Origin of the sequence: Stenotrophomonas sp., assembly GCF_050737075.1 — a bacterium.
Taxonomy (GTDB): domain Bacteria; phylum Pseudomonadota; class Gammaproteobacteria; order Xanthomonadales; family Xanthomonadaceae; genus Stenotrophomonas.
In genome coordinates this window covers 20,834-47,658 of sequence record NZ_JBOHXV010000027.1, presented here as the reverse complement: position 1 = coordinate 47,658, position 26,825 = coordinate 20,834, and the positions used below count along the sequence as shown (strand labels likewise).

General features: G+C 66.8%; 25 protein-coding genes. 11 read left to right on the top strand and 14 right to left on the bottom strand.

Features of this window, described 5'->3' with window-relative positions; all coding sequences use genetic code 11:
• Nucleotides 1-206 precede the first annotated feature (206 nt).
• From ACREPD_RS09010 to ACREPD_RS08975, 8 genes are all read right to left on the bottom strand, one after another.
• Nucleotides 207-761, bottom strand: coding sequence for a hypothetical protein (locus ACREPD_RS09010; RefSeq protein ID WP_431599004.1), 555 nt, complete (start codon nucleotides 759-761; stop codon nucleotides 207-209).
• A gap of 4 nt (nucleotides 762-765) precedes the next feature.
• Nucleotides 766-1,515 carry an HAD family hydrolase gene (locus ACREPD_RS09005; RefSeq protein ID WP_431599003.1) on the bottom strand — a complete coding sequence of 250 codons (750 nt, stop codon included), beginning with the start codon at nucleotides 1,513-1,515 and terminating at the stop codon, nucleotides 766-768.
• A gap of 95 nt (nucleotides 1,516-1,610) precedes the next feature.
• A complete protein-coding gene (locus tag ACREPD_RS09000; RefSeq protein ID WP_431599002.1) occupies nucleotides 1,611-2,030 on the bottom strand; it encodes an EF-hand domain-containing protein in 420 nt (139 codons plus the stop codon).
• 220 nt (nucleotides 2,031-2,250) lie between these two features.
• Nucleotides 2,251-2,628 (bottom strand): hypothetical protein, encoded by a 378-nt coding sequence (locus ACREPD_RS08995; protein ID WP_431599001.1) that lies wholly within the window; start codon nucleotides 2,626-2,628, stop codon nucleotides 2,251-2,253.
• A gap of 66 nt (nucleotides 2,629-2,694) precedes the next feature.
• A complete protein-coding gene (locus tag ACREPD_RS08990) occupies nucleotides 2,695-3,426 on the bottom strand; it encodes a M15 family metallopeptidase (RefSeq protein ID WP_431599000.1) in 732 nt (243 codons plus the stop codon).
• Nucleotides 3,380-5,068 carry a serine hydrolase domain-containing protein gene (locus ACREPD_RS08985; RefSeq protein ID WP_431598999.1) on the bottom strand — a complete coding sequence of 563 codons (1,689 nt, stop codon included), beginning with the start codon at nucleotides 5,066-5,068 and terminating at the stop codon, nucleotides 3,380-3,382. The genes ACREPD_RS08990 and ACREPD_RS08985 overlap by 47 nt, the downstream gene beginning before the upstream one ends.
• 114 nt (nucleotides 5,069-5,182) lie before the next feature.
• Nucleotides 5,183-8,209 carry a TonB-dependent receptor gene (locus tag ACREPD_RS08980; RefSeq protein WP_431598998.1) on the bottom strand — a complete coding sequence of 1,009 codons (3,027 nt, stop codon included), beginning with the start codon at nucleotides 8,207-8,209 and terminating at the stop codon, nucleotides 5,183-5,185.
• Between the two features lie 42 nt (nucleotides 8,210-8,251).
• Complete coding sequence (locus ACREPD_RS08975; RefSeq protein WP_431598997.1) at nucleotides 8,252-9,754, bottom strand: transglutaminase-like domain-containing protein; 1,503 nt, start codon at nucleotides 9,752-9,754, stop codon at nucleotides 8,252-8,254.
• 132 nt (nucleotides 9,755-9,886) lie between these two features.
• Here ACREPD_RS08975 and ACREPD_RS08970 point away from each other — a divergent pair, with 132 nt between their 5' ends.
• The 6 genes from ACREPD_RS08970 to ACREPD_RS08945 all read left to right on the top strand — a co-directional run bounded on the left by ACREPD_RS08970 (nucleotide 9,887) and on the right by ACREPD_RS08945 (nucleotide 15,848).
• A complete protein-coding gene (locus ACREPD_RS08970) occupies nucleotides 9,887-11,329 on the top strand; it encodes an SH3 domain-containing protein (protein ID WP_431598996.1) in 1,443 nt (480 codons plus the stop codon).
• Complete coding sequence (locus ACREPD_RS08965) at nucleotides 11,329-12,435, top strand: dipeptide epimerase (RefSeq protein ID WP_431598995.1); 1,107 nt, start codon at nucleotides 11,329-11,331, stop codon at nucleotides 12,433-12,435. Before ACREPD_RS08970 ends, ACREPD_RS08965 begins: the two co-directional genes overlap by 1 nt.
• 8 nt (nucleotides 12,436-12,443) lie before the next feature.
• Nucleotides 12,444-13,292 (top strand): MurR/RpiR family transcriptional regulator, encoded by an 849-nt coding sequence (locus tag ACREPD_RS08960; protein ID WP_431598994.1) that lies wholly within the window; start codon nucleotides 12,444-12,446, stop codon nucleotides 13,290-13,292.
• Nucleotides 13,293-13,309: 17 nt separating this feature from the next.
• On the top strand, nucleotides 13,310-14,104 hold the full coding sequence (locus tag ACREPD_RS08955; protein WP_431598993.1) for a L,D-transpeptidase family protein: 795 nt from the start codon (nucleotides 13,310-13,312) through the stop codon (nucleotides 14,102-14,104).
• The gene (locus tag ACREPD_RS08950) at nucleotides 14,101-15,393 is read left to right on the top strand and encodes an APC family permease (RefSeq protein WP_431598992.1); all 1,293 of its coding nucleotides are present in this window, start codon (nucleotides 14,101-14,103) and stop codon (nucleotides 15,391-15,393) included. The genes ACREPD_RS08955 and ACREPD_RS08950 overlap by 4 nt, the downstream gene beginning before the upstream one ends.
• A gap of 92 nt (nucleotides 15,394-15,485) precedes the next feature.
• The gene (locus ACREPD_RS08945) at nucleotides 15,486-15,848 is read left to right on the top strand and encodes a hypothetical protein (protein WP_431598991.1); all 363 of its coding nucleotides are present in this window, start codon (nucleotides 15,486-15,488) and stop codon (nucleotides 15,846-15,848) included.
• 23 nt (nucleotides 15,849-15,871) lie between these two features.
• On the opposite strand, the gene yiaA is transcribed toward ACREPD_RS08945, so the two are convergent.
• On the bottom strand, nucleotides 15,872-16,321 hold the full coding sequence (gene yiaA / locus ACREPD_RS08940) for an inner membrane protein YiaA (RefSeq protein ID WP_431598990.1): 450 nt from the start codon (nucleotides 16,319-16,321) through the stop codon (nucleotides 15,872-15,874).
• 175 nt (nucleotides 16,322-16,496) lie between these two features.
• Between yiaA and ACREPD_RS08935 the strand changes: the two genes are divergently transcribed.
• On the top strand, nucleotides 16,497-17,654 hold the full coding sequence (locus tag ACREPD_RS08935) for a PQQ-dependent sugar dehydrogenase (protein ID WP_431598989.1): 1,158 nt from the start codon (nucleotides 16,497-16,499) through the stop codon (nucleotides 17,652-17,654).
• Between the two features lie 208 nt (nucleotides 17,655-17,862).
• Here the strand turns inward: ACREPD_RS08935 and ACREPD_RS08930 are convergent, their stop codons facing one another.
• The 4 genes from ACREPD_RS08930 to folB all read right to left on the bottom strand — a co-directional run bounded on the left by ACREPD_RS08930 (nucleotide 17,863) and on the right by folB (nucleotide 22,631).
• Nucleotides 17,863-18,492, bottom strand: coding sequence for a hypothetical protein (locus ACREPD_RS08930; RefSeq protein ID WP_431598988.1), 630 nt, complete (start codon nucleotides 18,490-18,492; stop codon nucleotides 17,863-17,865).
• A 140-nt stretch (nucleotides 18,493-18,632) separates the two neighbouring features.
• On the bottom strand, nucleotides 18,633-20,807 hold the full coding sequence (gene bglX / locus ACREPD_RS08925; RefSeq protein WP_431598987.1) for a beta-glucosidase BglX: 2,175 nt from the start codon (nucleotides 20,805-20,807) through the stop codon (nucleotides 18,633-18,635).
• A gap of 137 nt (nucleotides 20,808-20,944) precedes the next feature.
• Nucleotides 20,945-22,219 carry a mechanosensitive ion channel family protein gene (locus ACREPD_RS08920; protein WP_431598986.1) on the bottom strand — a complete coding sequence of 425 codons (1,275 nt, stop codon included), beginning with the start codon at nucleotides 22,217-22,219 and terminating at the stop codon, nucleotides 20,945-20,947.
• 58 nt (nucleotides 22,220-22,277) lie between these two features.
• The gene (gene folB / locus ACREPD_RS08915; RefSeq protein ID WP_421570307.1) at nucleotides 22,278-22,631 is read right to left on the bottom strand and encodes a dihydroneopterin aldolase; all 354 of its coding nucleotides are present in this window, start codon (nucleotides 22,629-22,631) and stop codon (nucleotides 22,278-22,280) included.
• Nucleotides 22,632-23,041: 410 nt separating this feature from the next.
• On the opposite strand from folB, the gene ACREPD_RS08910 reads away from it, so the two are divergent.
• Nucleotides 23,042-23,686: a hypothetical protein gene (locus tag ACREPD_RS08910; RefSeq protein ID WP_431599006.1), complete on the top strand. Its 645-nt coding sequence runs from the start codon at nucleotides 23,042-23,044 to the stop codon at nucleotides 23,684-23,686.
• A 10-nt stretch (nucleotides 23,687-23,696) separates the two neighbouring features.
• Here the strand turns inward: ACREPD_RS08910 and tsaD are convergent, their stop codons facing one another.
• Nucleotides 23,697-24,722 (bottom strand): tRNA (adenosine(37)-N6)-threonylcarbamoyltransferase complex transferase subunit TsaD, encoded by a 1,026-nt coding sequence (gene tsaD / locus ACREPD_RS08905; protein ID WP_431598985.1) that lies wholly within the window; start codon nucleotides 24,720-24,722, stop codon nucleotides 23,697-23,699.
• 167 nt (nucleotides 24,723-24,889) lie between these two features.
• Here tsaD and rpsU point away from each other — a divergent pair, with 167 nt between their 5' ends.
• The 3 genes from rpsU to ACREPD_RS08890 all read left to right on the top strand — a co-directional run bounded on the left by rpsU (nucleotide 24,890) and on the right by ACREPD_RS08890 (nucleotide 26,792).
• On the top strand, nucleotides 24,890-25,105 hold the full coding sequence (rpsU, locus tag ACREPD_RS08900; RefSeq protein WP_002808376.1) for a 30S ribosomal protein S21: 216 nt from the start codon (nucleotides 24,890-24,892) through the stop codon (nucleotides 25,103-25,105).
• Nucleotides 25,106-25,240: 135 nt separating this feature from the next.
• Nucleotides 25,241-25,687 (top strand): GatB/YqeY domain-containing protein, encoded by a 447-nt coding sequence (locus tag ACREPD_RS08895; protein ID WP_431598984.1) that lies wholly within the window; start codon nucleotides 25,241-25,243, stop codon nucleotides 25,685-25,687.
• 154 nt (nucleotides 25,688-25,841) lie between these two features.
• Nucleotides 25,842-26,792, top strand: coding sequence for a YihY/virulence factor BrkB family protein (locus ACREPD_RS08890; RefSeq protein WP_431598983.1), 951 nt, complete (start codon nucleotides 25,842-25,844; stop codon nucleotides 26,790-26,792).
• Nucleotides 26,793-26,825: the final 33 nt, after the last annotated feature.

The following is a 26,825-nucleotide window of genomic DNA, read 5'->3' as shown; positions in this document are numbered from 1 at the left end:
GCGTGGTAGAGCCACGCCATGCGTGGCTGAGCGGTGCAAGCAGCACGGTAGAGCCACGCCATGCGTGGCTGAGCGGTGCAGGCAGCCCGGTAGAGCCACGCCATGCGTGGCTGAGCGGTGCAGGCAGCCCGGTAGAGCCACGCCATGCGTGGCTGAGCGATGCGATCAGCCCGGTAGAGCCACGCCATGCGTGGCTGAGCGATACGTCAGCGCCCAACCGGCGCCGGGTTGGCCGCCGCGCGGTCACGCTGGGCGCGGTCGCCCAGCTGGCGCTTGAGGGTGGCGTCCAGGGTGATCGGGCGGTCCCAATGGTCGTGGCTGGCCACGATGGCATGGCGCAGGGTGCGCCAATGCTGGTTGCTGGGCGTAACCGGCATCTCCGCCACCACATCGGCCCAGCGCTTGTCCTCGCCCTCCTCCGGCACGAAGCGCGACCACGCCTGCACGGCATCGCGGCAGGAGCGTTCTGTCGCCTTGGCCCAGAAGCAGGCGAAATAGATGTCACCGGCCTGCCACTGATGGGTGTACATCAACGCGGCAACGTACCCGCGCGACACGCCCGCATAGCGCGACACTTCGTCCAGGAAGCTGTCCGGGTAGCGCTCGGCGTAGTAATTGATGTCCTGCAGCTGGCTGTCCACCCACGCGTCGCCGGTATGCACGCGGTACGCCTCGGACTTCTCGGCCGTCTGCTGCGCGGTGGCCAGCAGCGGCAGCCACAGCAGCAGGACGAGCAGCAGCGGGCGCAGAAGACGGTTCACCGGCTCAGCCGCCCGCCGCCTTGGCTTCGATGGCGCGCAGGGCCTGCGGCCAATCGAAGGCGGTGGGCGCCTCGACCATGCGCGGCTCATCGGCCGCCACGCCGTGCTGGGTTTCATGCGCCCAGGTCACCGCGTACGGGGTGTGGATGCCCCAGCCACCGAGGGTGACCACCGGCTCGATGTCCGAGCGCAGCGAGTTGCCCACCATGACGAAGCGCTGCATGGGCAGGTCGAATTCTTCCAGCACGCGCGCGTAGGTTTCCGGGTCCTTCTCGGACACGATTTCGATGCGCGGGAACAGGTCGCGCAGGTTGGCAACCTTGATCTTGGCTTCCTGGTGGAACAGGTCGCCCTTGGTGATGAGCACCACCGGGTAATCGCGGGCGATCTCGGCGACGGACTCACGCACGCCGTCGATCAGTTCGACCGGGTGGCGCAGGGTGTCGTGGCCGATGTCGAGGATCAGCTGCAGGTCGCGTGCGGCGATGGTCTTTTCGGTGATCTCGATGGCCGCTTCGAGCATGGAGAGGGTCATGCCCTTCACGCCGTAGCCGAACACGCCGAGGTTGCGCTGCTGCACTTCCAGCAGGTGGCGCGCGGTGGCGGTGTCGTGCACGTCGATGTAGCGCGACAGGATGTCGAGGTAATCCTGCTCGGCCTTGCGGTAATAGTCCTCGCTCTTCCACAGCGTGTCGTCACCGTCAAAACCGACCAGACCGATGGCGCCCTTGGGCGCGGGCATGGAGGTCATCATCGGGCAAGGATACCAAGCCGGTAAAAAGGAAGGGCGGCCCAAGCCGCCCTTCCTTGCCCATTACCGTTGTCCAGCGGTTTTGGGGGTGGTGCGCATCAACGGCCCGGGGCGGCGTTGCCACCGCCGGCGGCGGCGCCCTGCTGGGCGGCCACATAGGCCTTGTACTCGTCCGGGGTCAGCTTGCCGTCTTTGTTGGTGTCGGCCTGGTCGAAGACCTGGGCGAGGCCCGCATTTACCTGGGCCTCGGTCTTGCTGATGGCGCCGTCGCCGTCAGTATCGACGCTGGCCCAGGTCTGGCCGCCACCACCGCCCGCCTGCGAAGCCGCCTGGGCGGCCGCGCCGGTTGCCGCGTCTGCGGCCTGGTCTGCCTGTGCCGCCGACTGCTGCGCCTGTGCGGCCTGGGTCTGGGCCTGCGCGGCGCTCTGCTTTGCGGTCTGGGCCATCGCCGGAATGGCCAGCACACTGCCTGCGGCGACGATCAGGGCGATCAGGGGCTTGCGGTTGCGAATAGTCATTGGGGTGGTCTCCTTGTTGGGGTGTTGCACGGTTCGTTGTTTCCGCACGGCCCCACACTGCCACCCCGTTTGTGAATCGATCTTGCGCCGCAACCGACGTGCGCACACGGTCTTAACCACACGCGCGCAGCGCTGCATTACCCATGCAGTTACGCGCAGGTGAGCGATTGGTAAGGCACGCATTCAACCAGGCCGGATTTAACGGCAAGCGAACGAAATCTCAGGGGGTGCTGGCGTTTTTTTCGCCTGAGCGCGAACTGAATATCAGCCAGCCCAATGCAACACCGGCCAACGCACCGGCCACTTCCAGCACCACGCGCGAGCCCAGTTCGTTGGGATCGTGCACGGTGGCCAGGAACATCCGCGCGAACTGGGGCGATTCCAGCCGCATGATGCCCATGTAGAACAGCTTCCACGCATCGATGCCGGCCGAGATGACCACGGCGATGACGCAGGCCCAGCCGATGGCATAACCGGCAGACCACCCTGCCCAGCGGCACACCCGGTGCCACAGCGCGTACACCAGCAGGCCGACCAGCAGGGCGATCAGCCCGGCCTCCAGCGTGCCCAGCAATCCAAAGTGCAGCGGCAGGTTCATCGCGGTCCGTGGGTTCGGTGAGCACGCATTGTAGCGGCGCGGCACGCCGTACCGGCTGCCGACCGCTCAGCGCACGGGAACGTCGTAGGCGGTGGTGGGGCTGGGCTCGGGCGTCAGGGTGAAGTGCCACCACTCCTGCGGGTAGTTGGTGAAGCCCTCGCGCTCCATGGCCCGCAGCAGGATCTGCCGGTTCTGGTACTGGGTGAGGGTGATATCGGCGGCGTCGGTGTTCGCGCGCGGGCCGAAATAGTCGAAGTCGGTGCCCATATCGAGCGGGCTGCAGGTGTCGCCGCTGCACTTGAGCAGGCCCAGGTCGACGGTGGCGCCGCGGCTGTGGCCGGAGGTCTCGGCGATGTAGCCGCCCAGCAGCTGCGGCTTGTCCAGGTCGGGATACTGCAGCACCTTGCGCGATTGTTCGCGCGGGTCATGTGCCCACGTTACAAAGGCATGCACGGACTGCGCGGGGCGGTAGCAGTCGAATAGTTGCAGGGCATAGCCGTCGGCGCGCAGCTGTGCTTCCACCTTCGCCAGCGCCTGCGCGGCCGGCGCGAGCAGGTAGCACTTGGCCGCCTCATAGCCGGGCACCGGGCGACCGGTGAAGTTGTTGCTGCCGGCATAGCGGATGTCCTGGTCGATCGACGGTGCCAGCGTGCGCACATCGACCATGCCGGCCTCTTCCGGGCTGCCGACCGGCACGATGGTGACGGCCTGCGCGTGGGCGGCCGATACCGCCAGTGCAAGCAGCAACAGGCTAGGGGCAATCGCCGATACGGCGGAACTGCAGGTCCTGGTAGTCATAGCTGAAGTCGATATCCGGGTCGATCGCGCTCAGGGTGAGCGTCGGCGGGGTGCCCGGCTGTACCTGCAACCAGGGCTCGGCATCCGCCCCGAGGGTATCCCACTGCACCAGCCAGCGCGAACCTAGCTGCATGACGGTGCCGCGTAGGGTGGGGGATTTTTCTACGCTGAAGCGGAGGGTGCCCTTTTCCGGGCAGAGGGTGGCATTGCCCAGCCAGGGGTCTTGGTAGCGGCCGGGGGGCGGTGTTGCCACGGCCTGCATGGCTGCGGGTTGGTTGGCGCCGTGCAGCCACCCATGGGGTGGCTCTACGGGTTTGCGTGCGGTGGTTATGGGTTTGCGTGCGGTCGTTGCCGGGTTGCGTGCGGTCGTTGCCGGGTTGCTTGCGGTCGTTACCGGGGTGCGCGCTGTTGTATCGACAAGCGCGGGGTTGGCGGTGCGGCGGTGGGTGCGCTCGGCCTGCAGTTGTGCGGCGTAGCCGGCTACGCTCTGATGCTGCTCTGGCGCTGTGTAGTGCTTCAGCGCGGTCTGCATGAGCACGGTGCGTGCGTCCTCGCCTTCACCGTTGATCAGGATCACCACGCCTACCTTGCGGTCCGGCAGCAGCGCGAGCGAGGAATACATGCCGGACAAGGTGCCGGTGTGGGCCACCTTCCACTGCCCGTCCATGTCCGACAGACGCCAGCCATAGCCATACGCGGAGAAGTGGGCGTTGTCCCAGCTGCGTTGGCGTTCGCCCAGCGGCATGGGCATGTGCGCGGTCCACAGCGCGCGGCGCTGGGTATCGCTCAGCCAACCGGGGACCAGGGCGGGATCCAGCAGCACCTGCATCCAGCGGGTCATGTCGCGCAGGCTGCAGCGGATGCCGCCGGCGGCCATGGAGGTCAGGTCCGGCGCGGAAGCAGCGTCGGCATTGATCACCACGTTGTGGCCCTCCTGCAACGCATGCGGCTGGGCCACATTGCCCACCTGCGCCACCGACCACGCGCCGGCCTGGCAGCGGCTCATGCCGAGCGGGAGGAAGACCTCCTCGCGCAGCAACTGGTCATACGGTTTGCCGCCGGCCGCCGCCGCCACTTCGCCGGCCACCACGTACATGAGGTTGTCGTAGGCGTAGCCGCTGCGGAAGCTGGTGACGGGTTTGAGGTGGGCCAGGCCGGCGATGATGTCGGCGCGGCTGAAGGTGTTGGGTTCGGGCCAGAGCATGAGATCGCCCGCGCCCAGACCCAGCCCGCTGTTGTGGATGAGCAGGTCGCGTACCTGCATGTGCTCGCCCACCCACGGGTCGTACATGCGGAACTGCGGCAGGTGCTTGCGGACCGGGTCGTCCCAGCGCAGCAGGCCGCGGTCGACCAGGCGCGCCAGTACCGCGGCGGTCATGGCCTTGCTGTTGGAGGCGATCTTGAAGAGGGTGTCGGCGTCGATGGGTTCGCCGCTGCCGGCGCGGCGTTCGCCACGGGTGCCGGTGAATACCACTTCGCCGTGTTCGACCACCGCCATGGCAATGCCGGGAAGGTGGTGATGTTCGACGGTGGTGTCGAGCATGGGGGTGAACGGCGACGGTTCGGCTGCTGACACGGGCAGTGAACCCGTCAGCGCGAGTGATAGAAGCAGCGTGGTCGGTCGTAGCGGTTTGAGGTGCATGTTCGTCCTGAGCCTTGCCGACCAACGGTCGACACCTACCGCGGAGGGTCGGCCAGTGCCTTCAGTGGCAGCCAATGCCGCGGGGAACGGCCATGCCGTCCCCCGCGCTGTCGATCAGAAGTTCCAGGTCACCATCAGCTGGGTGTAGCGCGGGGCCTGCCAGCGCGTTCCCGTGTTGAAGGTGTTCTCGCGGAACTGGCCCGGCTGGGCTTCGTAACGCTGGTGGACGTTGATGACGGTCTGGTTGTTGAACAGGTTGAACACGGATAGCCGTGCGCTCAGATCGATACCTTCCACCGGCAGACGCCAGGTAACGTTGGCGCCCATGGTCCAGGTCCACGGCAGACGGCCGTAAGCACCGCGCGGGGTGTACTCGAACTGGCGCTGGTTGTACGGGCCGGAGCAGTTGGCCACGCACAGCCAACCGGTGCCGCCGCCGCCACTTTCATTGGAGGTGCTGCCGCCGGCCACCGTGTCGTTGGGCCACATCACGCCGAAGGCGGTGATCGGGCCGCCGGACTGTACCTGCAGGGTGGTGCCGAACGACCACTGTTCGTTCAGTGCATACGCGGCGCGCAGCTTGAACTGGTGGCGGAAGTCGTTGAACAGCACACCATAGCGTTCGTTGTTGGACGGATGGTCCCAATGCTGGACCATGCCGGTATCGCCGTAGCCCGTATCGGAGTTGACCGGACCTTCAAAGTTGCCGTCGCTGCGCGACCACAGGTAGGAGGCGTTGAACAGCCACTTCTCGTCCCACGCGCGGTCGAGCTGGAACTCCAGCGCCTTGTAGGTGCGCTTGGGCTTGGAATAGCCCACCACTTCGCCGCTGCCGCCCTTGCGGTAGCCGCTGTTGGCGGTGTCGATGGTGATCCAGCCTTCGGTGGTGCAGCCGATGCTGGAATCGCCCCAGATGGTCAGGCTTTCGCCCGGGTTGGCGATCGGCCACAGGGTGGTGCCGGTCGGGCCGCACGGCGTGTAGTTCAGGCGCAGGTCGTCCAGTGCGCGCTCCATGGTGCGGTAGGTGGCATTGACGCCCCACGACCAGGCCGGGTTGATCATGCTCTGGAAGCCCAGGATGTACTCGTCCTGGTATACGGCCTTCAGGTCGCGGTCCACGCTCTGGCGCAGATCCGCCGCGCCGGTGTTCATGCGGGTATCGACCGGGCCGATCTGCTGGCCGATGATCGGCGCCATGTACGGGGCGCCGGTGACCGGGTTGGCCTGCTGCTGCCAGCCGTTCAAGACGAAGTAGGAGTACTCGTCGGTGAGGCCGCCGGCGAAGTTGACGTTGATGTTGTTCGTCACCGGCAGGTAATAGCGGCCCGCGTTGCCGAACAGCTTGGTGGTGGAGTCGCCCTTCACGTCCCAGGAGAAGCCCACGCGCGGTGCGATGAGGTCGTCCATTTTGATGAAGGCATTGCCATCGGCGGTGCGGTTCTCGAAGCGGTCCCAACGCACGCCCAGGTTGAGCATGAGGTTGTTGGTGACGTTCCAGATATCTTCGAGGTAGAAGGCGTTGGCTTCGGTTTCGAAGGTGCCGCCGGACACGCGGTTACGGCCGCGCAGCATCTCGGTCACCCCAGCCGGCACGTAGGCGCCGGCACCGTCCCACACTTCATCGCCCGGGCGGGCCACGTACGCGGTGTAGCTGAGCTGGGTCGGACCCGGGTAGCGCGTGGACTGCTCGGTGGTCATCAGTTCCCGGTCCACGCCGAAGCGCAGCAGGTGGCGGCCGAGCTGCCATTCGAAGTCCAGGCGGGCCGCGTCGCGGGTGTCGTCACGCTCGGCCACGGCGGCGCCAGTCGGGTGGCAGCCGGGGCGCAGACCGTTGAGCTGGTACAGACGCGAGGCGTAGCTGGGGTCGGTGAATACCGGGCTGCACGCTTCGTCCAACGAGGAACGGGTGAACGCGCGCTGGTTGTTCTGGCCGACCATGGCACGTGCGGTGAAGTTCTCGCCAAAGTGACCGGTATAGGTGGCCGAGTAGTTGCGGCCGCCGCTTTCGGTCACCGAGTCGCCGCCCCACGCGCCGATCTGGTTGCCATCCCAATCGTAGTTGTAGGAGGCGTTGGTGACGTCGCCTTCGTCGGAGAACGCCAACAGCGCCAGGGTATGGTTGTCGGTGATGTTCCAGTCGAGCTTGGCGCCCCAGAAGCCGTTGTTGGCTTCGTTCTTGAACCAGGTCAACGCATCGTTGGAGGTGTTGTGGCCGTGGTCGTTGCGGTCTTCGTACATGGCGAACAGGAACAGCTTGTCCTGTACCAGTGCGCCCGAGCCCCAGACATTGGTCTTGAAGAACGAGTTGTCGTCACGGCTGGCGTAGGAATGCGCGGTGCCATCGCGGTGGAAATGGTCGCGGCCGCTGGAGCGCCATGCGCTGGGTTCGGCAGTGACTTCGATGCCGCCCTGCAGTTCATTGCTGCCCGAGCGGGTCACCGCGTTGATCACACCGCCGGTGGACCGGCCGAACTCCACCGAGTAACCGCCGGTCTTGACCTGGAATTCGCTGAAGAAGGCGAACGGGGCACTGGAGAAGCCGCGCCGGGTGTACATGTCGGTGACGTTGAGGCCGTTGATGAACACCGCGTTCTCAGCCACCGACGAACCGGCGAACGACAGGCCGCCGAACGTGGAGTTGCCGCCGACCACACCCGGTGCCAGCAGCGCCACGGCGCTGAGGTCCTGCGCGACGGGAAGACGCTGCAGTTCCTGGCGGTTGACGTTGAACGAGGTTTCGGTGGTGGACACATCCACGCGGTTGATGACGCGCGTGCCGACCACCTGCAGGGCATCGAGGTTGACCACGCCGCCGCCACTGGCCAGGTTCACCGTGGTGGTGCCGCCGATTGCCACACTGACGGCAACCGGTTCGCCGAGCTTCTGGCCGTCGCGGCTGAGCTGCAGCTGGTAATCGCCCACCGGCAGCTGGCCCAGGCGGTAGCTGCCATCGGCGCTGGCGGTGACGGTGCGGGTCTGGCCGGTGCTGGTACTGACCACGGTGACCTGGTCACCGGCGCTGGCCCGGCCGGCCACCGCGCCACTGACTGCCTGCGCGTACGCAAGCGTGGGCAGCATGCCGCCAAAACACGCACCCAATGCGACGCATAGCGCCGCCCGCTTCAAACTGTTCGCTTTCATTCCCTGCTCTCTCCTTCAAGGGTGAAATGGTGATACCGCCGATTACCGCGTCGACTCCACAGGCACCACGTGCGACTGGAAGTCGTAATTCCATTGATCGAAGTACAGGTTGCCGCCAGACCATTCGACTTCGCCGCGCTGCGAGTCGACGTTGTCCGCGCGTGCGAATGAAACCGCCGGCACCAGCGGCCGCTGGAAGTCGTCGTTGAAGGCAATGCGGTAGGCATCGAGCCCACCGAAGTAGAAATCGCGCAGCGCCGGCTCCGGGCTGTCCAGCCGGCCGGTGGTGACATCCATCGGCACCCAGCCGTACGGCGCCAAGTACAACGCGCCCCAGTCGTGCAGGTTGTTGTAACCCACCGCGTCGTCCGAATAGACCATGCCCGACTGCCAGCGCGCGGGAATGCCGTTGAGGCGCAGCAGGGCGATCAGCAGCAGGGTCTGCTGGCCGCAGTCGGCGTGGCCGGCATGCAGGGCGTAATCGCTGATGTTGGAGATGGTGGAGTATTCGCGGGCGCCGGCCCACGGAATCTGGTCGACGGCGTCGAACAGCTTCTGCGCGATGCGGTACGGGTTGGTTTCGTCGCCCACGATGCGCTGCGAGAAGGCGCGCAGCGCCGGGGTGAACACCACGTGCGGCGCGCGCTCGGCAAGGTAGGGCTGCAGCGCGGGGTCGTTCGGGGTGGGGAGCACCCTGGCCGGATCGATATCGAAATGACGGGCATACACCGTCACGGCGTAGCGGATCTCGAAGCGGGTGGGCTGGCCGGCCACGGCGTGCTGCCGCATCATGAGCGTGCGCTGCGGCGCTGTTTCAGGCGCCAGGACGCTGCCGTCGATGCCATCGATCCAGTTCGTGGCACTGAGGAAGGTGATGTCCTCCTGCTGGCCCGGAATCGCGCGCGGGTACGGAATCCAGGCACGCAGCAGCTCGCCGTCCGGCACCGCGTCGGCCTTCACCGTAAGCGACTGGGTGACCTCCACGCGGCGCGGCGCCACGCTGGTGGCGCCACTGGCCTTGGCGGCGGCGATCACCTCGCGATGGTGCGGGGCGAGGTTCTCGTACGGGCCGTCCACCGGCAGCGGGACACCCGGCGCGCGCCGTGCGCGTGCCTCTGCGCTGAGCCGGAACAGGTTCGACGGCGCACGCTTGAAGTAGCGGCGCTGGCCGTCGATGTCGAGGTGTTCCAGGAGGCCGGCGGCTTCCCAGCGCGCGAATTCGTCATCGCGCAGGTCCGGAATCTGTTTGCGCAGCAGGGCCTTGGCCCCAGCCTCGTCGAGGCTGAAATCCAGCCGCATGCGGCGCATGCGCTCGCGCTGGAAGGCGTAGTCGTCGCGGAGGTACGGCCCCACCGAGGGGTCCACGATCGCCTTGGCGATATCGGCATCGGCTGCGGCGAAGTCACCGTGGTCGATGGCGGCGATGACCTGGGGCAACGGCGCCACCGGCTGCGCCCACGCCGACGGCGCCGCCAGCAGCAGGCAAGCCGCAGTGCGCCAGGCGATGTGGTGGAGCGAACGCGGTTTGCGTACAACAGGATCCACGGCGACACTTCCCAAGGTGCAGGTGGTAATCGCTGTGTAACACGGGCCTGACAGGTGGTCAATAATTTATTCTTGCTTTCGCTGGAAAAAGGAATAAATATTCCTGACGCTTTCGAGGAGGATGACCGCTCCATGATCCAGGCTTCCCCCCGCCGCCCCGTGCGGCCTGCGTGGCCAACCCGCGCGCTGCTGATGCTGCTGCTGGCGGTGCCCGGCCCTACCCTTTGGGCCCAGCCTGCTGACACGCCCCGGGACAACCATGGCGGCGTGCCCGGGCTCAATGCGTTCATGCTCGAGCCCTCGCTGTGGGCGTCGTTCGTGCCCCAGCCCGACCGGCAGATGCTGTCGCGCGCCGGCATCGACGCGCAGAACGCACGCATGCGCGCCGAAGACACCTCCATCCACGACCTTCGCGCGCTGCCAGCCACGCTGCCGCGTGCGCGGGTGCGGGCCGATATCCAGGCGCTGTCGCGCTGGCCGGAGAAGGCGCTGTTCGGCGAGGACGGCAAGCCGGTTGCCGCCTCCGCGCGCGCGGCGATCGAGGCCAACCTGGGCCTGGACACCATTCCGGCCGAACGCCCGTTGCAGTACGGCCTGGTCACCCACCGCGCCGCTCTGCGTGCCTTCCCGACCGCGCTGCGGGTGTTCACCACGCAGGGCGATACCGACATCGACCGCTTCCAGGAATCGGCACTGTTCCCCGGCGACGCGGTGGCGGTGCTGCATGAAAGCGCCGACCGGCAGTGGCTGTTCATCACCAGCGAGCGCTATTCGGCGTGGATCGAGACCCGCTTCGTGGGCGTGGGCGATGCGGACACGGTATTCGGCTATGGCGGGCATGGCCCGCACCGGGTGGTGACCGGCGCAACCGCGTCCACCACCTTCACCCCGGAGGAACCGCGCGTGTCGCGCCTGCAGCTGGACATGGGCGTGCGCTTGCCGGTGCTGGCCGACTGGCCGGTGCAGACACCCGTGAACGGGCAGCAGGCACACGCCAGCCATGTGGTGCAGCTGCCGGTGCGCAATGAAGACGGTTCGCTTGCCCTGGTACCGGCGCTGATTGCCCGTGCCGAGGACACCGCGCCGGAGTACCTGAACCTGACCCCGCGCAACCTGCTCAACCAGGCATTCAAGTTCCTCGGCGAGCGCTACGGCTGGGGCCATTCCTACGACACGCGCGACTGCAGCGGCTTCGTGTCCGAAGTCTACCGGAGCTTCGGCATACTGCTGCCGCGCAATACCAGCGCACAGGCAGTGAGCCCGGCGCTGGACCGCATCGCCTTCACTGCGAAGGACGACAAGGCCAGGCGCATCGCAGCCGTGCAGCAGCTGCAGCTGGGCAATCTTGTCTACATTCCCGGCCATGTGATGATGACCATCGGGCGTATCAACGGGCAGACGTGGGTGATCCATGACACCGCCGGCGGCAGCTGGTTCGGCCCTGACGGCAAGCGCGTGCAGGCCCACCTCAACGGCGTGTCGGTGACTCCGCTGGAGCCGATGATGGCCAGCGACACCGTGAGCTACATCGACCGCATCACCAACATCCAGCGCATCCGGCCCCAGACTCCTTGATGAAAATCACCGACATTGAACTTGGCATGCTGCGCGTGCCTCTGAAGACCCCGTTCAAAACCGCACTGCGCACCGTGGACACGGTGGAAGACGTGGTGGTGCTGGTGCGCACCGACACCGGCCACACCGGTTACGGTGAAGCCCCGGCCACGGCGGTGATCACCGGCGATACCCACGGCTCGATCATCGAAGCGATCAACACCTTCATCAAGCCGCGCCTGGTCGGCCAGGACGTGGCCGAGCTCAACCGCAACTGCGCGTTGATCCAGTCCTCGATGGAGCGCAACACCAGCGCCAAGGCCGCGGTGGAAATCGCGGTGTACGACCTGTGGGCGCAGCTGCACAAGGCGCCGCTGTACCAGATGCTGGGCGGTGGCGACCCGGTGATCACCACCGACATCACCATCAGCGTGGACTACATCGACAAGATGGTGGCCGATTCGCTGTCGGCGATCGACCGCGGCTTCGAGTCGCTGAAGATCAAGGTCGGCAAGGACATCGGGCTGGATATCGAGCGGGTGAAGGCGATCCACGCCGCCGTGCAGGGCCGCGCCCTGCTGCGGCTGGACGCCAACCAGGGCTGGACCGCCAAGCAGGCCGTGCACGCGATGCGTGCGCTGGAAGAGGCCGGGGTGGTGCTGGAACTGCTGGAACAGCCGGTGAAGGCGGCCGACATCAGCGGGCTGAAGTACGTCACCGACCGGGTCAACACGCCGGTGATGGCCGATGAGAGCGTGTTCAACCCGGGCCAGGTGTTCGATCTGATCCGGCAGCGCGCCGCCGATATCATCAACATCAAGCTGATGAAGACCGGCGGGCTGTCCAACGCGATCCGAATTGCCGACATCGCTGCGATCTACGGGGTGCCGTGCATGATCGGCTGCATGATCGAATCGAGCATCAGCGTGGCCGCGGCGGTGCACCTGGCGGTGGCCAAGAGCGAGATCATCACCAAGGTGGACCTGGACGGCCCTTCGCTGGGGCAGTTCAATCCGGTCACGGGCGGCGTACATTTCAACGAATCGGAGATCACCATCAGCGATGCGCCGGGCTTGGGCATAACGGAAGTGCGAGGTTTGGAAATGTTGACGCCGCCGCGCTGGTGACCCTACCCATGCCGCCCCTGGTGAAAATCCGCTCCGAGCGTGACCACATGTCGGCGATCGAACGCCGCATCGCCGACTTCATCCTCGACAACGCCCACCTGCTGCGCGATTACTCCTCGCAGCAGCTGGCCAGCGCGCTGGGCATCAGCCAGTCCAGCGTGGTGAAGTTCAGCCAGAAGCTCGGCTTCAAGGGCTATCCGGATCTGAAATACTCGATCGGCCAGGCGGTGGCACGCGCCGGCAGCGACGCCGGCGCCGGCCCGCCCGCCGCCGAACCAGGCGACGACTACGCACAGATTGCCGAACGCCTGCGCCTGAGTCGCAGCGCGGCCGACGAGGAAACGCGGCTGGCCAACGCGCAGGGCGACGTGGAAGCTATCGTGCGGCTGATTGACGGGGCGCCGAAGGTCTTTGTGTACGGGCTGGGCGACGACGGCCTGTATGCGCGGGAGTTCGCGATGCGGCTGTCGCTGCTGGGCATGCTCACCGTGCACCACGCCGACCCGGTGCTGATGATGGCCAATCTGTCGGCCGCGCGGCCCGGCGATGTGATGCTGGTGTTTTCCGAGTTCGGCAAGATGCCGCAGCTGTTCCAGCTCTCGCGCCAGTTCCAGGACGTGGGCGGCAAGGTGGTCTCGATCACCCGACACAGTGCCAACCCGCTGCGCGCGCATGCCGATGGGGCGCTGGTGGTGTGCGCGCATGACCCGGCGCCGCACGTGGCGCAACTGTTGTACCGTTCTGCTTTGCAGTCGCTGCTGGACTTCGTGTTCGTGCTGCTCTGCCACGCCAACCCGGACCGCCACCGCCAGCTCGGGGTGAACCTGGAACGGATCGAACACCTGATCGACACCTGATTCCCGGAGTGCACCCGATGCTGTCGCTGCTGCGTACCGCCTTTGCCACCGTGCTGGTTGCCAGCGCCCTGCCCGCGTCGGCACTCACCCCCGTGGCCACGCCGCCGCAGGACAGCGGCCAGATGATCGTGGTCACCACGGACGGCTGGGATGCCACTCAAGGCCGGTTGCAGGCCTACGCACGCACCGCGCAGGGCTGGCAGCCACACGGGACCGCGTTTGACGTGGCGGTGGGCCGCAACGGCAGTGCCTGGGGCGTGGGCGTGCTGCCAGCGCCGTTCGGCGGCGGGCCGCAGCAGCCGGGCGACCCGGTGAAGCAGGAAGGCGACGGGCGCAGCCCCGCCGGCGTTTTCGCCATCGGCCCGGCGTTTGGCTATGCGCCGAAGATCGCCAGCGCGCTGCCCTACCAGCCGATGCTGGAGAGCAGCTACTGCATGGACGTACCGGATTCGAAGTACTACAACCGCATCGTGGATGCCGAGGTGGTCGGCGCCGAGGCGGTGGAAGGCTCCACCGAGCCGATGCGGCTGGACCTGCACAACAAGGGCGACGTGCGCTATCGCGAGGGCTTCGTGATCGAACACAACCCGGGCGCCACGCCGGGCCGGGGCAGCTGCATCTTCGCGCACCTGTGGCGCACGCCCGGTGAGGCCACCGCCGGCTGCACGGCGATGCAGCCCGAACACATGCACGACCTGCTGGCCTGGCTGGAGCCGGCGCAGCGGCCGCTGTTCGTGCTGCTGCCGCGCGCGCAGTACCTGCGGCTGCAGCAGGAATGGCAGTTGCCGGCGCTGGCCGAGGCGGCGCGATGAGCGCCACGCCCGAACCGCAACTGGAACGCGCGGTCAGCCGCTGGCAGATCGTGGGGCTGTCGATCAACGATGTGATCGGCAGCGGCATCTACCTGCTGCCGGCGGCCACTGTGCTGCTGCTCGGCCCGTTCAGTCTGTGGGGGGTGGTGGCGGCGGGCATCGTGGTGGCGCTGCTGGTGCTCTGCTACGCACAGGCCGCCAGTTACTTCGATGAACCCGGCGGCAGCTACCTGTATGCGCGCGAGGCGTTCGGTCGCTTCGCCGGCTTCGAGATCGGCTGGATGATCTGGCTGACCCGGATCAGTTCGGCGGCGGCGCTGAGCAACGCGCTGGCCGATGCGGTGGCGCGGTTCTGGCCGTGGGCCGGGCACGACGTGGGCCGGGTGCTGGTGATCGTGGTGTCTCTTGGCTTCCTGACGGCGGTGAACGTGGCCGGCGTGCGTTCGGCGGCGCGCACCGGCATCGTGCTGGTGATTGGCAAGATGCTGCCGCTGCTGTTGTTCGTGGCGATCGGCGCGTTCTACGTGGACACCGACCTGGCCTTCTCCGGCACCCGCCCGGATCCGCACGACCTGCAGCGCATGGGCGAGGCGGCGTTGCTGCTGCTGTACGCCTATGCCGGCTTCGAGAACATTCCGGCCGCTGCCGGCGAGTACCGCAACCCGCGCCGGGATATTCCGTTCGCGCTGATCACGATGATCATCACGGTCACCGTCATTTACGGCGCGGTGCAGTTCATCGGCCAAGGCACGCTGCCCGGGTTGGCGGATTCGGCCACGCCGTTGGCGGATGCCGCGGCCGGGTTCGGTGGTGAGGCGCTGGCGCTGATCCTGACGGTGGGCGCCACAATCTCCATCCTGGGCACCAACAGCAACACGATGATGATGGGGCCGCGCTTCCTGTTCGCGCTGGCCCGCGACGGCTACGGCCCGAAGCTGCTGGCGCAGGTGCATCCGCGCTTCCGCACGCCGGCCGCGGCGATCATCACCCAGGGCCTGATCGCGCTGGTGCTGGCGCTGTCGGGCTCGTTCGTACAGCTGGCGTTGTTGTCGATGACCACGCGCCTGTTCGCCTATATCGGCACGGCGGCGGCGGTGATCGTGCTGGCGCGGCGCTTTCGCGACCGGCCCGGCGCGCTGAAGCTGCCGGGCGGCCCATTGATTCCTGTCCTGGCGCTGGTGCTGTGCCTGGCACTGTTCGCCAGTGCGAGCTGGCAGAACATTGCGGCGGCGTTGATCGCGTTTGCGGTGGGCGGGGTGATCTACCTGCTGCCACGCAAGCAGGCGTAAGGGCGCGGCGCTTGATGCGCCGTTCACCCCGCGCGCCCATGGCGTTAACCCGGTGCTGGGTATGGTGAAGCCTCACCCCACCGGAGCCAGACATGAGCCCTGATTACCAGATTCCCGGCCGGGTGCCGGAAGACGGCGTGCCGCGCGAAGCGGTATCCGATTACTGGCGCGAGCGCTTCAGCGCCGAGCCGTATTACGACAGCGAACAGACGTTCGAGGATTACGAGCCGGCCTATTACCTGGGCCACAGTGCACGCCTTGGCGGTACCCGTGCCGACGAGATCATCCGGGCCTACGAGCAGGTGGAAGGCGAACTGGAATCGCGCTGGGCGCGTGAACAGGCCACCAGCAAGCTGACCTGGGCACAGGCCCGCAATGCGGTGCGCCGTGGCTGGGATGAATCCACGGCCCTGCACCAAGCGCACCTGGACAAGGGCGTACCGCGCGGCACATAACGTACCGCGCGACGGCGCTGGCGCTATTCGTTGCCCGGAATCGGCGGAATGGCGCGGCCGCGATCTTCAGTACCTTCACCCGCGGCCATCAGGTCGCGGGTGTTTTTCTGCACGGCCACTGCACCAAACAGGCTCAGTGCGAACGCCATGCCGTAGAACCCCTTTTCGCTCAGCACCAGGGTCGCGTTCCACAGGCCCACCAGCAGCAACAGCAGCGAGGCCAGCAGCGCGAACCAGCACAGGGCGTAATACAGGCCGCTGACCGGAATGTCTTCGACGCGGTCGCGCACGCTCTTCTGCAGCGACACGGCGGCGAACAGGCCGAACAGCAGCAGGGTCAGGTAGTAGCCCTTTTCGTTCAGCGCCATCTCCGCGTTGAACAGGCCGACCAGATAGGCTGCGGCGCCCAACAGCAGGGCGGTCCACGAGGCGGCGATGAACGCCGGAGACGGTTTGGTGACCTGCAATTTCATTGTTCAAACTCCGTTTTGATGGCGGTATGCCGCGCCAGCCGTCCCCCGGACAGCCGGCGCCTACGGTAGCCGATTCCCCCGCATGCGCCTACGGGTGACGTATGGTCCACGCCCCGTTGATGGCCATGGTGTACAACAACGGCTGGCCATTCGCGTCCCCTTCTGGAGATTTCCCATGACCCGCCGCCTGCTGCTCACCCTCGCCCTCGCCGCCACCCCGGCCCTGTTCACGACCGCCTGCGTGGCCGCCGATACGCCCGGCAAGGCCGCCGCGCCCGCCATCGAAAAGGCGCAATGGCCGTTCACCGCGACGGAGTTCGCGCGCTTCGACCAGCCCTGGGCCATGACCTTCCTGCCCGATGGCAGCCTGCTGGTCACCGAGAAACAGGGCACGCTGAAGCACTTCAACCTGACCACCCGCAAGAGCGCGGAGATCAAGGGTGTGCCGAAGGTCGCCTACGGCGGCCAGGGTGGCCTGGGCGATGTGCTGCCCCACCCGCAGTTCGCGAAGAATCAGTTCGTGTACCTGAGTTATGCCGAAGAGGGTGACAACGACACCCGTGGCGCCGCCGTGGCACGCGCGCGGCTGGTGCTCGCCGCTGACGGCAGCGGTACGCTGCACGATCTGAAGGTGATCTGGCGCCAGACCCCGAAGGTGGAAGGCAAGGGCCACTACGGCCACCGCCTGGCCTTCGGCCCGGATGGCAAGCTGTGGATCACCTCCAGCGAACGCCAGAAGTTCGATCCGGCGCAGGACATGTCCGGTAACCTGGGCAAGATCATCCGCCTCAACGACGACGGCAGCGTGCCGGCCGACAACCCCTTCGCCTCGCAGGGCGGCGTGGCGGCGCAGGTATGGTCGCTGGGCCACCGCAACGCGCTGGGCATCGCCTTCGACGCCCGCGGCAAGCTGTGGGTGCACGAGATGGGCCCGGCCGGTGGCGATGAGCTGAACCTGATCACGCGCGGTGCCAACTATGGTTACCCGATCGTGTCCAACGGCAACCATTACGACGGCCGCGATATTCCCGACCACAGCACGCGCCCGGAGTTTGCCGCGCCGAAGGTGACCTGGACGCCGGTGATTTCGCCGGCCGGCTTCATCATCTACAGCGGCAAGCTGTTCCCGCAGTGGACCGGCAGTGGCTTCATTGGTGGGCTGTCGTCCACCTCGCTGGTGCGGGTGGCGTTCGACGGCGACAACGCCCGGGAAGCGGAGCGGTTCCTGATGGGCGAGCGCATCCGCGAAGTGGAACAGGGTCCGGACGGCGCGATCTGGCTGCTGGAAGATGGCAGCAACGGGAAGCTGTTGAAGCTGACGCCGAAGGGATGATGCGCGAGGGGAGCGCCGGGCGATGCCCGGCCTTCCCCGCCGATGTTCATGCCATCACCGAACGCGGGCAGCTCCACGGCAGTTGATTGGGATGCAACCCTACCAGCGTGCGTCACGCCGACAGGGCGGTGGGTGCGGACCGTTGGTCCGTACAGGCCCCGATCGACACGGTCGGTAGGTGCGGACCGTTGGTCCGCACGCCGCGCGATCATTCACCGATGTTGTTGACCTTCACTTCGGCCTTGGCGCAGTCCTTGTCCAGGCACTTGCCGTTGATCCACACCTCGCCCTGGCCGAGCATCACGCCCTGCCAGTTGACGAAGAGGGTGTCGAACTTCTGCTCGGCGATGAGCTTTGCCAGCGCCGGGGTCACGATCTTGTCGTAGTCGCGCTCGAACGCCGCCGCATCGGCAACCTTCTGGCTCTTGCCGGCGATGCTGACCCGTACCGGATAACGCATCAACCCGGCCACCGCGGCGCGGTCGCCGGCGGCAACGCCACGCTGCAATGCCGTGAATACACCTTCGTACTGGTCGGCATCGCCGAGCAGCTTGGTAATGCGTTCACGTGCATCGCCGTCGGCCTGCGCCTCGGCAGGTGCCGTTGCAGGCGCATCAACAGAGTCCGTGCCTGCCACGGGCGGCGCGGTGTCCGGCGTTGCTGCAGTGCTGGGCTCCACCGCATCCGGTGACAACCCGGCCTGCGGCGCATCTTCTGGCGCGGTAGTCGCCGTTGCCGGCGGCGACGTCGACGGTGCGGCGGCCTCGTCGGCCGGCGGCGCGGGCTGGCTGCAGGCAGCCAACAGCAACGTGGGAAGCAGGATCTTGATCAGGCGCATGCGCGGCTCCGTCGGTATGGCGAAGACAGAGGGTAGCCGGTAGCGCGTGGAACACCGATGACGGTAGTGCCAGGCCCTGCCTGGCAACCGCGCGATGATGGATCACGCGATTGCCACAGCGCCCGGCGCCCCGAAATGCGTCAGCCCGCCAACAGCTCGAACACCACCGGCTCACCGCTGGCAGACGACGCACACACCCACACCTCGAACTGCCCCGGCTCCGCACGGAACACGCCATCGCGCCCGGTGAAGCCCAGCGCATGACGATCCAGTGTGAAACGCACGTCGGCGCTTTCGCCCGGCTGCAACGCCACCTTGCGGAAGTCCTTCAACTCACGCACCGGCCGCACGCGGCTGGCCACGCGGTCGTGGATGTAAAGCTGCACCACTTCCTCACCCGCCACCGCACCGGTGTTGGTCAGCGTGGTGGTGATCTCCAGCGTGTCGTCCCAGCCCAGCGCCGCAGCGCTCAGCTGCGGCGTGCCGTAGCTGAAGGTGGTGTAGCCGATGCCGTGCCCGAACGGATACAGCGCCGCGTTCGGAATCTCGCGCCAGCGTGCCTTGAACTCGGACATGGTCGGCAGCTCCGGGCGGCCGGTGCGCGCGTGGTTGTAGAAGAACGGCTGCTGGCCGGACACCTGCGGGAAGCTCACCGGCAAACGGCCGGACGGGCTGTAATCGCCGAACAGCACGTCGGCCACCGCCGGGCCGGTCTGGGTGCCCAGGTACCAGGTAACGGCAACGGCCTGCGCATTGCGTACCGCGCCCTGCAGCGCCAGCGCGCGACCGTTGCGCAGCAGTACCACCAGCGGCTTGCCGGTCATGGCCACCGCTTCGGCCAGCGCCTGCTGCGCCGGCGGCAGGGTGATTTCCACCCGCGACTGTGCTTCACCGCTGTAACGCTGCGGCTCGCCGAGCGCCAGCACCACCACGTCGGCACGCAGCGCGGCAGCCACGGCCTGCTCGATACCGTCCTGCACGGCCGCTTCCAGGTCACAGCCCGGCACGATTTCCAGCAGGCTCTCGTCGCTGATGGCCGCGCGCACGCCGGCCTCCAGGGTGACGTAGCGCGCCTTGTCGCCGAACAGCGTCCAGCAGCCTTCGATGTTGTCGCGGTCCTGCACGAACGGGCCGATCAGCGCGATCTTCTGCCCGGCCTTGCGCAGCGGCAGCACGTTGTTGTCGTTCTTGAGCAGCACGATGGAACGGCGCGCGGCGTCGCGCGAGAGTTCGTCGTGCGCGGCGATGTAGGAGGTATCCGCTTCGCGCGCCAGATCCAGCGAGCGGTACGGATCGTCGAACAGGCCGATCGCTTCCTTCAGGTTGAGGATGCGGCGCACCGATTCGTCCAGCGTGGCCATCGGCACTTCGCCGCTGTCGATCAGGCCTGGCAGGTGTTCGGCGTAGAAGCCGCTCTGCATGCTCAGGTCCAAGCCGGCGGTGAAGGCCTTGGCGGTGGCATCGCGGTCGTCGGCGGCGTAGCCGTGCGCGACCAGCTCCATATCGGCGGTGTAATCGGAAATGACCACGCCGGGGAACTTCCACTCGCCACGCAGGATGTCGGTCAGCAGTTCGGCGTTGGCACTGGCAGGCACGCCGTTGATGTCGTTGAAGGACGACATGACGGTGAGCGCGCCGGCCTCGAAGGCGGCCTTGAACGGCGGCAGGTGCACGTCGCGCAGGGTCTGCGGCGAGATGTCCACCATGTTGTATTCCATGCCCGCCATCACCGCGCCGTAGGCGGCGAAATGCTTGGGTGTGGCCAGCAGCGCGTTGGCGGCGCGCAGGTCCGGGCCCTGGAAGCCGCGCACGCGGGCGGCGGCGAACGCGCAGCCCAGCACCACGTCTTCACCGGCGCCTTCGGCACCACGGCCCCAGCGCTGGTCACGGGCGATGTCCACGGCCGGCGCATAGGTCCAGTGCAGGCCGGCGGCGGTCGCCTCGACCGCCGTGGCACGCGCGGTGCGCTCGGCCAGGTCGGGCTCGAAGCTGGCCGCTTCGCCCAGCGGGATCGGGAACACGGTGCGCATGCCGTGGATGACATCGGCGGCCAGGATCACCGGAATGCGCAGGCGGCTCTCTTCCAGCGCCACCTGCTGGATGCGGCGGCCGGCTTCCACGCCCACACCATTGAACAGCGAGCCAACCTTGCCCTCGCGCACCTGCTGCAGCACCTGGTCGGCGTTGCTGACGTTGGCTTCGGGGTTCACGTCCGGCGCGAACGGCCGGACCATGTCCGCGAACACACCCAGCTGGCCGACTTTTTCTTCGACGGTCATCTGGGCAATGAGGGTTTCGATGCGATCGGAGGCCACCGGCTATCCTTATGAAAACGTTTACAAGGCCGGGATTCTAGCGTCCCCGGCCCCGTTGTGAATGATTTTGGCGTTCATTTTTCTTCCCCGTGGGGAAATCCGGACGCCGCTCACGCTTTGTCCGGGGGCAGAGGAGCTTACTCTGCCGCGCCCCGCTGCTGCTGCGCGGCCATCAGCATGGCATCGCTGGAGGCTTGGAACACACGCAATCCAAACGCCGGCAGGATGGCCAGCAGGTGGTCGAACACGTCCGACTGGATGCCTTCGTAGCCCGCCCAGGCGGTGGTGCGCGTGAAGCAGTAGATCTCGAGCGGCAGGCCTTCGGTGGTGGGCTGGAGCTGCCGTACCAGCAGCGTCATGTCCGTATGGATGCCCGGATGCTGGCGCAGGTAGCGCTCCACATAGGCGCGGAAGGTGCCCAGGTTGGTGACCCGGCGCGCATTGACCGACGCCACGCCCTTGGCCTGCAGTTGGTCGTTCCACTGCGCCAGCTCGGCCTGCTTGTCGCGCAGGTAGTCGCCCAGCACCGCGAACTGTTCCAGCGCCGCCAGTGCGCTGGCGTCCAGGAAGCCCACGCTGTGCTGGTCCAGGTACAGCGCGCGCTTGATCCGGCGGCCGCCCGCCTCCTGCATGCCGCGCCAGTTCTTGAATGACTCGGTGACCAGCTTCTTGGTCGGGATGGTGGTGATGGTCTTGTCGAAATTCTGCACGGTGATGGTGTGCAGGGCGATGTCGATGACATCGCCGTCGGCGTTCTGGCTGGGCATTTCGATCCAGTCGCCCAGCCGCACGCGGCCATCGCCACTGATCTGCACGCTGGCCACCAGCGACAGGATGGTGTCCTGGAAGATCAGCATCAGCACGGCGGTGGCCGCGCCCAGGCCGGTGACCAGCGGGCCCAGCTTCACGCCCAGCAGGGTGGCGACGATGGACAGGCCGGCAATGACGAAGACCACGATCTTCACGACCTGCAGGTAGCCCTTGATCGGCTTGCTGCGGGAATCCGGGCGGCGTTCGTACAGCTCGTTGGCTGCGTCCAGCGCGTGCGAGACGGCCAGCGCCACGGTCAGGATCGCCCAGGCCCGGCAGGCGCCGATCACGAACAGCACCAGTTCCGGCGGCAGGTCCGGCACGATCCGGATGCCGGCGGCGATGACCATGCTGGGCACCACGTTGGACAGGCGCGAGATCACCCGCAGGTTGCTGCCGCCCTCGTTGCCGGCGCCGTTGCCAGGCAGGCGGCGGACCAGCCGGCGCAGGCCGCGCAGCAGGACCTTCTTGGTGACGAAGTTGGCCAGCCAGGCGGCCAGTGCCAGCGCGCTCAGCACCAGCGTGGTGTAGGCCCAGGGCAACGGTTCGAGGGTGTCCTGCAGGTTTTCCAGAAACTGTACGGCGATTACGGCGTCTACCATCGTGTGTCGATTTCTCTCGGAAGTGCGGGTGCCGGCCAACCGCCGGCGCTATCAGGGGTCAGGCCGCGCTGCGCTCGATGATCACGCCCACGGCCTTGGCACCGCGCACCGCACCGGGCTTGCTCAGCTTCAGGCGCAGCCACTGCACGTTGAATTCGCGCAGCACGATCTCGGCGATGCGTTCGGCCAGGGTTTCGACCAGGCCGAAGTCGGACTCGCGCACGAACTGTTCGATGCGCTTGCTCACGGCCTTGTAATTGAGGGTATCGGCGATGTCGTCGCTGGCCGCCGGAATGCGGTTGTCGAAGCCCATTTCCAGGTCGAAGCGCAGGGTCTGGCGGATCCGCCGTTCCCAGTCGTAGATCCCGATCAGGGCATCGATCTCGAGCCCTTCGATGAATACCTTGTCCATAGGAGTGCCACGTGAAAGATGGCGACCATGGTAACGGGGTGGGGCCGAACGTGCCTCGAACCGGTGCTTGACGGGCCCGGCGCCGGAGAGAAGAACGAGCCGGAAAAGACAAGGGGCCCCTTTCGGGGCCCCTTGTTTACCTCTTGTCCCCGGGTGGAGATGGGATACCCATCCGCGAGTCCCGGTGGCGCGTGAGGCAAAAATTACGTGGGCGGCTGTACGACGTCAACCATGGTTGACTGGAATTGGGACGAGGTTCGCTCTTGCGGGCACCCGAATTGAAACAATGAATCAAGCTCACCAATTGGATCAAGAAGACCTCCAAACAGCCTCCTGATCCCTGATGTTCAACGCGCAGCCTACCACCCCATCCTCCATCCATCGGACATGAGGAGGCAAGCAGCGTGTATATGGAAGATGCGGTGAGACGTGCCTTGTCGGAAGAGCGGCTGCACACATTCGACTGCGCGGTCGCCAATAGCCCACGGTGCACGCCGCTTGAGCTCTACATCTGGAACGCCCGCATCTCCGCCGCGTTTCTGGTGCCGCTGCACATTGGCGAGGTGGTGACGCGCAACGCTGTATCCGATGCGCTTACGCGAATCCACGGGCCACGTTGGCCATGGGTCCAAGGATTTGAAGACAGCTTGCCCAGCCCCGCAGGTGGATACGACCCACGAAGGGAATTACGCCGGGCCGCAGCTCGCAGCGGCGCGACGGCAACGCTCATCCCCGCGCTCAGCTTCGTGTTCTGGCAGAAGATGTTCACCCATCGTTTCGACGCCCGCCTCTGGTCCCGCTGCATGAGCCAGGTATTTCCGGGGGCAGATAGCGGGATGCCGATGCACGGGATACGGGCGGAAATGCATCGTGATCTCGAGCAGATCCGGCGCCTGCGCAATCGCATCGCGCACCATGAACCCATCTTCGGGAGGGCATTGGCCGACGACTTTGCCGCCATCGAGCGCGTGGTGAAGCTGCGCTGCCCGCGCACGGCGGCGTGGATGGCCGCACACGACCTGGTGACGCCACTGCTGCGGAATCGACCGGACTGATGCGCCCCCTCTACACCGCAGGCAGCGTCGCCATGTCCCAGCGCGGGGTCACCTGCACCTGCGGCGGGTTGTGCTGCCCGGCTTCCAGGCGCAGCGCGCCGGCGAAGGCAATCATGGCGCCGTTATCGGTGCACAGCGCGGGGCGCGGGAAGCAGGCGCGGCCGCCACGGCGCTCCGCCATCTGCTGCAGCCTGGCGCGCAGGCGCTTGTTGGCGCCCACGCCACCGGCCACGACGATCACGTCGGTGCCGGCCGCGTCCAGCGCGCGCTCGCACTTGATTGCCAGGGTGTCGACCACGGCATCTTCAAAGCCGCGGGCGATGTCGGCGCGGGTCTGCTCGCTCTGGTCGCTGTCGCGCCAGGCCAGCAGGACCTGGGTCTTCAGGCCGGAGAAGCTGAAATCCAGCCCTGGCCGGTCGGTCATGGGCCGGGTGAACTTGAACTTCCCCGGGGTGCCGCGTTCAGCCAGCGCGGCCAGCTGCGGACCGCCCGGGTAGGGCAGCCCCATCAGCTTGGCGGTCTTGTCGAAGGCCTCGCCCGCCGCATCGTCCAAGGTCTCGCCCAGCAACCGGTACTGGCCGATCCGGTCCACCGCCACCAGCTGGGTGTGGCCGCCGGAGACCAGCAGCGCCACGAACGGCGGTTCGGGCGGGTCGTCTTCCATCAGCGGGGCCAGCAGGTGGCCTTCCATATGGTGGACACCCACCGCCGGCACCTCGAGCGCCCAAGCCAGCGAACGGGCCACGCCCGCACCCACCAGCAGGGCGCCGACCAGGCCCGGGCCGGCGGTATAGGCCACGCCGTCGATATCGCCCACGCCCAGCCCGGCCTCGGCCAGGGTCTGGCGGATCAGCGGCAGCAGTTTGCGCACGTGGTCGCGGCTGGCCAGTTCAGGCACCACGCCGCCGTATTCGGCATGGAGGGCGATCTGGCTGTAGACCACATGGGCGCGCAGGGCGTCTGGACCGGCCAGGGAGGTGTCATACACCGCCACGCCGGTCTCATCGCACGAAGATTCGATACCAAGGACTCGCATAACCGGTATTATGGACCCCTTGAGGCCTCGGCAGATGCACCGCCGACGTGCCCTTCACTACCCCAGGCCAGGAATTTTGCCGGGGTGGGTTGCAACTTCCTTTGTCGCCGCTATAATGTGCGGCTCTCACCGGGCGTGACCCGGTTCTACTGTGTCCCGGAGATTCCATGCCCAGCGTTAAAGTCCGCGAGAACGAGCCCTTCGAGTTTGCGCTCCGTCGCTTCAAGCGCACCTGCGAAAAGGCCGGCGTGCTGGCCGAAACCCGCAAGCGCGAGTTCTACGAAAAGCCGACCCAGGAGCGCAAGCGTAAGGCTGCCGCTGCTGTGAAGCGTCAGCTGCGCCGCTCGTCGCGCGACGTCACCAAGCGTCAGCGCCTGTACTGATCGGACGCAACTTCGAAGCGACAGGCCTGGCTTGTCGCTGCGGAGCCGAAGCCGGAACGCGCGAGCGTTACCGGCTTTTTGCGTTTCCACCGGTTCACGCCGCTGCCCCACCCTTTCACCGACACGAGGTGTCTCATGAGCCTGAAGCAGCAACTCACCGATGACATGAAGGCCGCCATGAAGGCGGGCGAAAAGCACAAGCTGGGCGTGATCCGGCTGATCAACGCGGACATCCAGCGGCGCGAAGTGGACGAGCGCATCACGCTCGACGACGCCGCCGTCATTGCCGTGCTCGACAAGATGGTCAAGCAGCGCAAGGACTCGATCAGCCAGTACGAAGCGGCCAACCGCGAGGACCTGGCCCAGATCGAGCGCGACGAACTGGTCATCATCGACACCTACCTGCCGGCCAAGATGGGCGAAGCCGAGATCGTGGCCGCCATCCAGGCTGCCATCGCCGAAACCGGTGCCGCCAGTGCGGCCGACATCGGCAAGCTGATGGGCGCGTTGAAGCCCAAGCTGGCCGGCCAAGCCGATATGGGCCTGGTGTCCAAGCTGGTCAAGGCGCAGCTCGCTGGTTGAGTTTGAGGGGGACACGACCAACGGTATGCCCGCGCTGCGCGTGGGCACCCTTCGGGCCGTCGTAAACGACGTTAGGTGCGGCCTTCGCCGCACCTTGCGTGTCCTACCGCGCGCTTCACCCGGCCTTCGACCCGGGCCTGCTAGAAATCGAGGCATGTCTTCACTGCCTCCCACCCCCGCGCCCGAGCCGGCGCACGCCCCCTCCCATGTTCCGCCCCGCCTGCGCAAGTACGTGGACCGGCTCGAACGCAGCTTCCCGGTTGCCGTGGGCAAGCGCTTCGTCGATGTGGACGTGCTGAGCCAGGCGGCGTCGGTGTCCTTCTATGCCTTGCTGTCGATGGCACCGCTGCTGGTGCTGCTGCTGTGGATCACCGCCTCGCTGTACCCGCCCGCGCAGCAGGCGCTGATCGGCCAGATCAACGACGTGGCCGGCAGCAGTGCGGCCACCGTGGCCGATACCGTGCTGCAGAACGCCGACAACCAGCCCGACGTGGGTTCACTGGCCGGCCTGTGGAGCACGCTGCTGCTGTTCATCGGCGCCACCGCCGTGTTCGCCCAGCTGCAGAACGCGCTGAACCGGATCTTCAACACCAGCGGCGAGCGCCTGGATGGCATCGTGCCGTGGCTGCGCAAACGCGTGTTCTCGTTCGGCGTGGTGCTGGCCTTGGGCTTCCTGCTGATCCTGTCGATGACCGCCACCACCATGCTGCAGGTGGCCTTCGCGCAACTGCCTTCGGTATTGCCGGCCATCGGCTACCTGACCAGCCTGCTGCTGTACACGGTCGGCTTCGCCTTCCTCTACCACTACCTGCCCGACCGCCGCGTGGCATGGCGGCAGGCCTTCATTGGCGGGGCCATCACCGCCGCGCTGTTCGCGCTGGGGCGCTATGCCATCGGGCTCTACATCGCCACGGTGGCACCGGGCAGTGCATACGGCTCCATGGGCGCGCTGGTGATCTCGCTGATCTGGATCTACTACGCCACGGTGGTGTTCTTCGTGGGCGCACTGATGACCGCGGTGATCGATGAGCGCCTGCGTGCACGCTTCCACCTGGCCGCGGCCGGCATCGTTCCGCCGAATCCGGGCGAAGGCACCGCCAGCTAGTAGACTAGTGGGGTCCCCCGCTTCCGTGCGTGG

What these genes read in the sequence shown, in the direction of transcription:
- ACREPD_RS09005 (WP_431599003.1), bottom strand. Translation starts at nt 1,515, where the DNA reads ATGATGACCTCCATGCCCGCGCCCAAGGGCGCCATCGGTCTGGTCGGT.
- ACREPD_RS09000 (WP_431599002.1), bottom strand. Translation starts at nt 2,030, where the DNA reads ATGACTATTCGCAACCGCAAGCCCCTGATCGCCCTGATCGTCGCCGCA.
- ACREPD_RS08995 (WP_431599001.1), bottom strand. Translation starts at nt 2,628, where the DNA reads ATGAACCTGCCGCTGCACTTTGGATTGCTGGGCACGCTGGAGGCCGGG.
- ACREPD_RS08990 (WP_431599000.1), bottom strand. Translation starts at nt 3,426, where the DNA reads ATGACTACCAGGACCTGCAGTTCCGCCGTATCGGCGATTGCCCCTAGC.
- ACREPD_RS08985 (WP_431598999.1), bottom strand. Translation starts at nt 5,068, where the DNA reads ATGCACCTCAAACCGCTACGACCGACCACGCTGCTTCTATCACTCGCG.
- ACREPD_RS08980 (WP_431598998.1), bottom strand. Translation starts at nt 8,209, where the DNA reads ATGAAAGCGAACAGTTTGAAGCGGGCGGCGCTATGCGTCGCATTGGGT.
- ACREPD_RS08970 (WP_431598996.1), top strand. Translation starts at nt 9,887, where the DNA reads ATGATCCAGGCTTCCCCCCGCCGCCCCGTGCGGCCTGCGTGGCCAACC.
- ACREPD_RS08965 (WP_431598995.1), top strand. Translation starts at nt 11,329, where the DNA reads ATGAAAATCACCGACATTGAACTTGGCATGCTGCGCGTGCCTCTGAAG.
- ACREPD_RS08960 (WP_431598994.1), top strand. Translation starts at nt 12,444, where the DNA reads ATGCCGCCCCTGGTGAAAATCCGCTCCGAGCGTGACCACATGTCGGCG.
- ACREPD_RS08955 (WP_431598993.1), top strand. Translation starts at nt 13,310, where the DNA reads ATGCTGTCGCTGCTGCGTACCGCCTTTGCCACCGTGCTGGTTGCCAGC.
- ACREPD_RS08950 (WP_431598992.1), top strand. Translation starts at nt 14,101, where the DNA reads ATGAGCGCCACGCCCGAACCGCAACTGGAACGCGCGGTCAGCCGCTGG.
- ACREPD_RS08945 (WP_431598991.1), top strand. Translation starts at nt 15,486, where the DNA reads ATGAGCCCTGATTACCAGATTCCCGGCCGGGTGCCGGAAGACGGCGTG.
- yiaA (WP_431598990.1), bottom strand. Translation starts at nt 16,321, where the DNA reads ATGAAATTGCAGGTCACCAAACCGTCTCCGGCGTTCATCGCCGCCTCG.
- ACREPD_RS08935 (WP_431598989.1), top strand. Translation starts at nt 16,497, where the DNA reads ATGACCCGCCGCCTGCTGCTCACCCTCGCCCTCGCCGCCACCCCGGCC.
- ACREPD_RS08930 (WP_431598988.1), bottom strand. Translation starts at nt 18,492, where the DNA reads ATGCGCCTGATCAAGATCCTGCTTCCCACGTTGCTGTTGGCTGCCTGC.
- ACREPD_RS08920 (WP_431598986.1), bottom strand. Translation starts at nt 22,219, where the DNA reads ATGGTAGACGCCGTAATCGCCGTACAGTTTCTGGAAAACCTGCAGGAC.
- folB (WP_421570307.1), bottom strand. Translation starts at nt 22,631, where the DNA reads ATGGACAAGGTATTCATCGAAGGGCTCGAGATCGATGCCCTGATCGGG.
- ACREPD_RS08910 (WP_431599006.1), top strand. Translation starts at nt 23,042, where the DNA reads ATGGAAGATGCGGTGAGACGTGCCTTGTCGGAAGAGCGGCTGCACACA.
- tsaD (WP_431598985.1), bottom strand. Translation starts at nt 24,722, where the DNA reads ATGCGAGTCCTTGGTATCGAATCTTCGTGCGATGAGACCGGCGTGGCG.
- rpsU (WP_002808376.1), top strand. Translation starts at nt 24,890, where the DNA reads ATGCCCAGCGTTAAAGTCCGCGAGAACGAGCCCTTCGAGTTTGCGCTC.
- ACREPD_RS08895 (WP_431598984.1), top strand. Translation starts at nt 25,241, where the DNA reads ATGAGCCTGAAGCAGCAACTCACCGATGACATGAAGGCCGCCATGAAG.
- ACREPD_RS08890 (WP_431598983.1), top strand. Translation starts at nt 25,842, where the DNA reads ATGTCTTCACTGCCTCCCACCCCCGCGCCCGAGCCGGCGCACGCCCCC.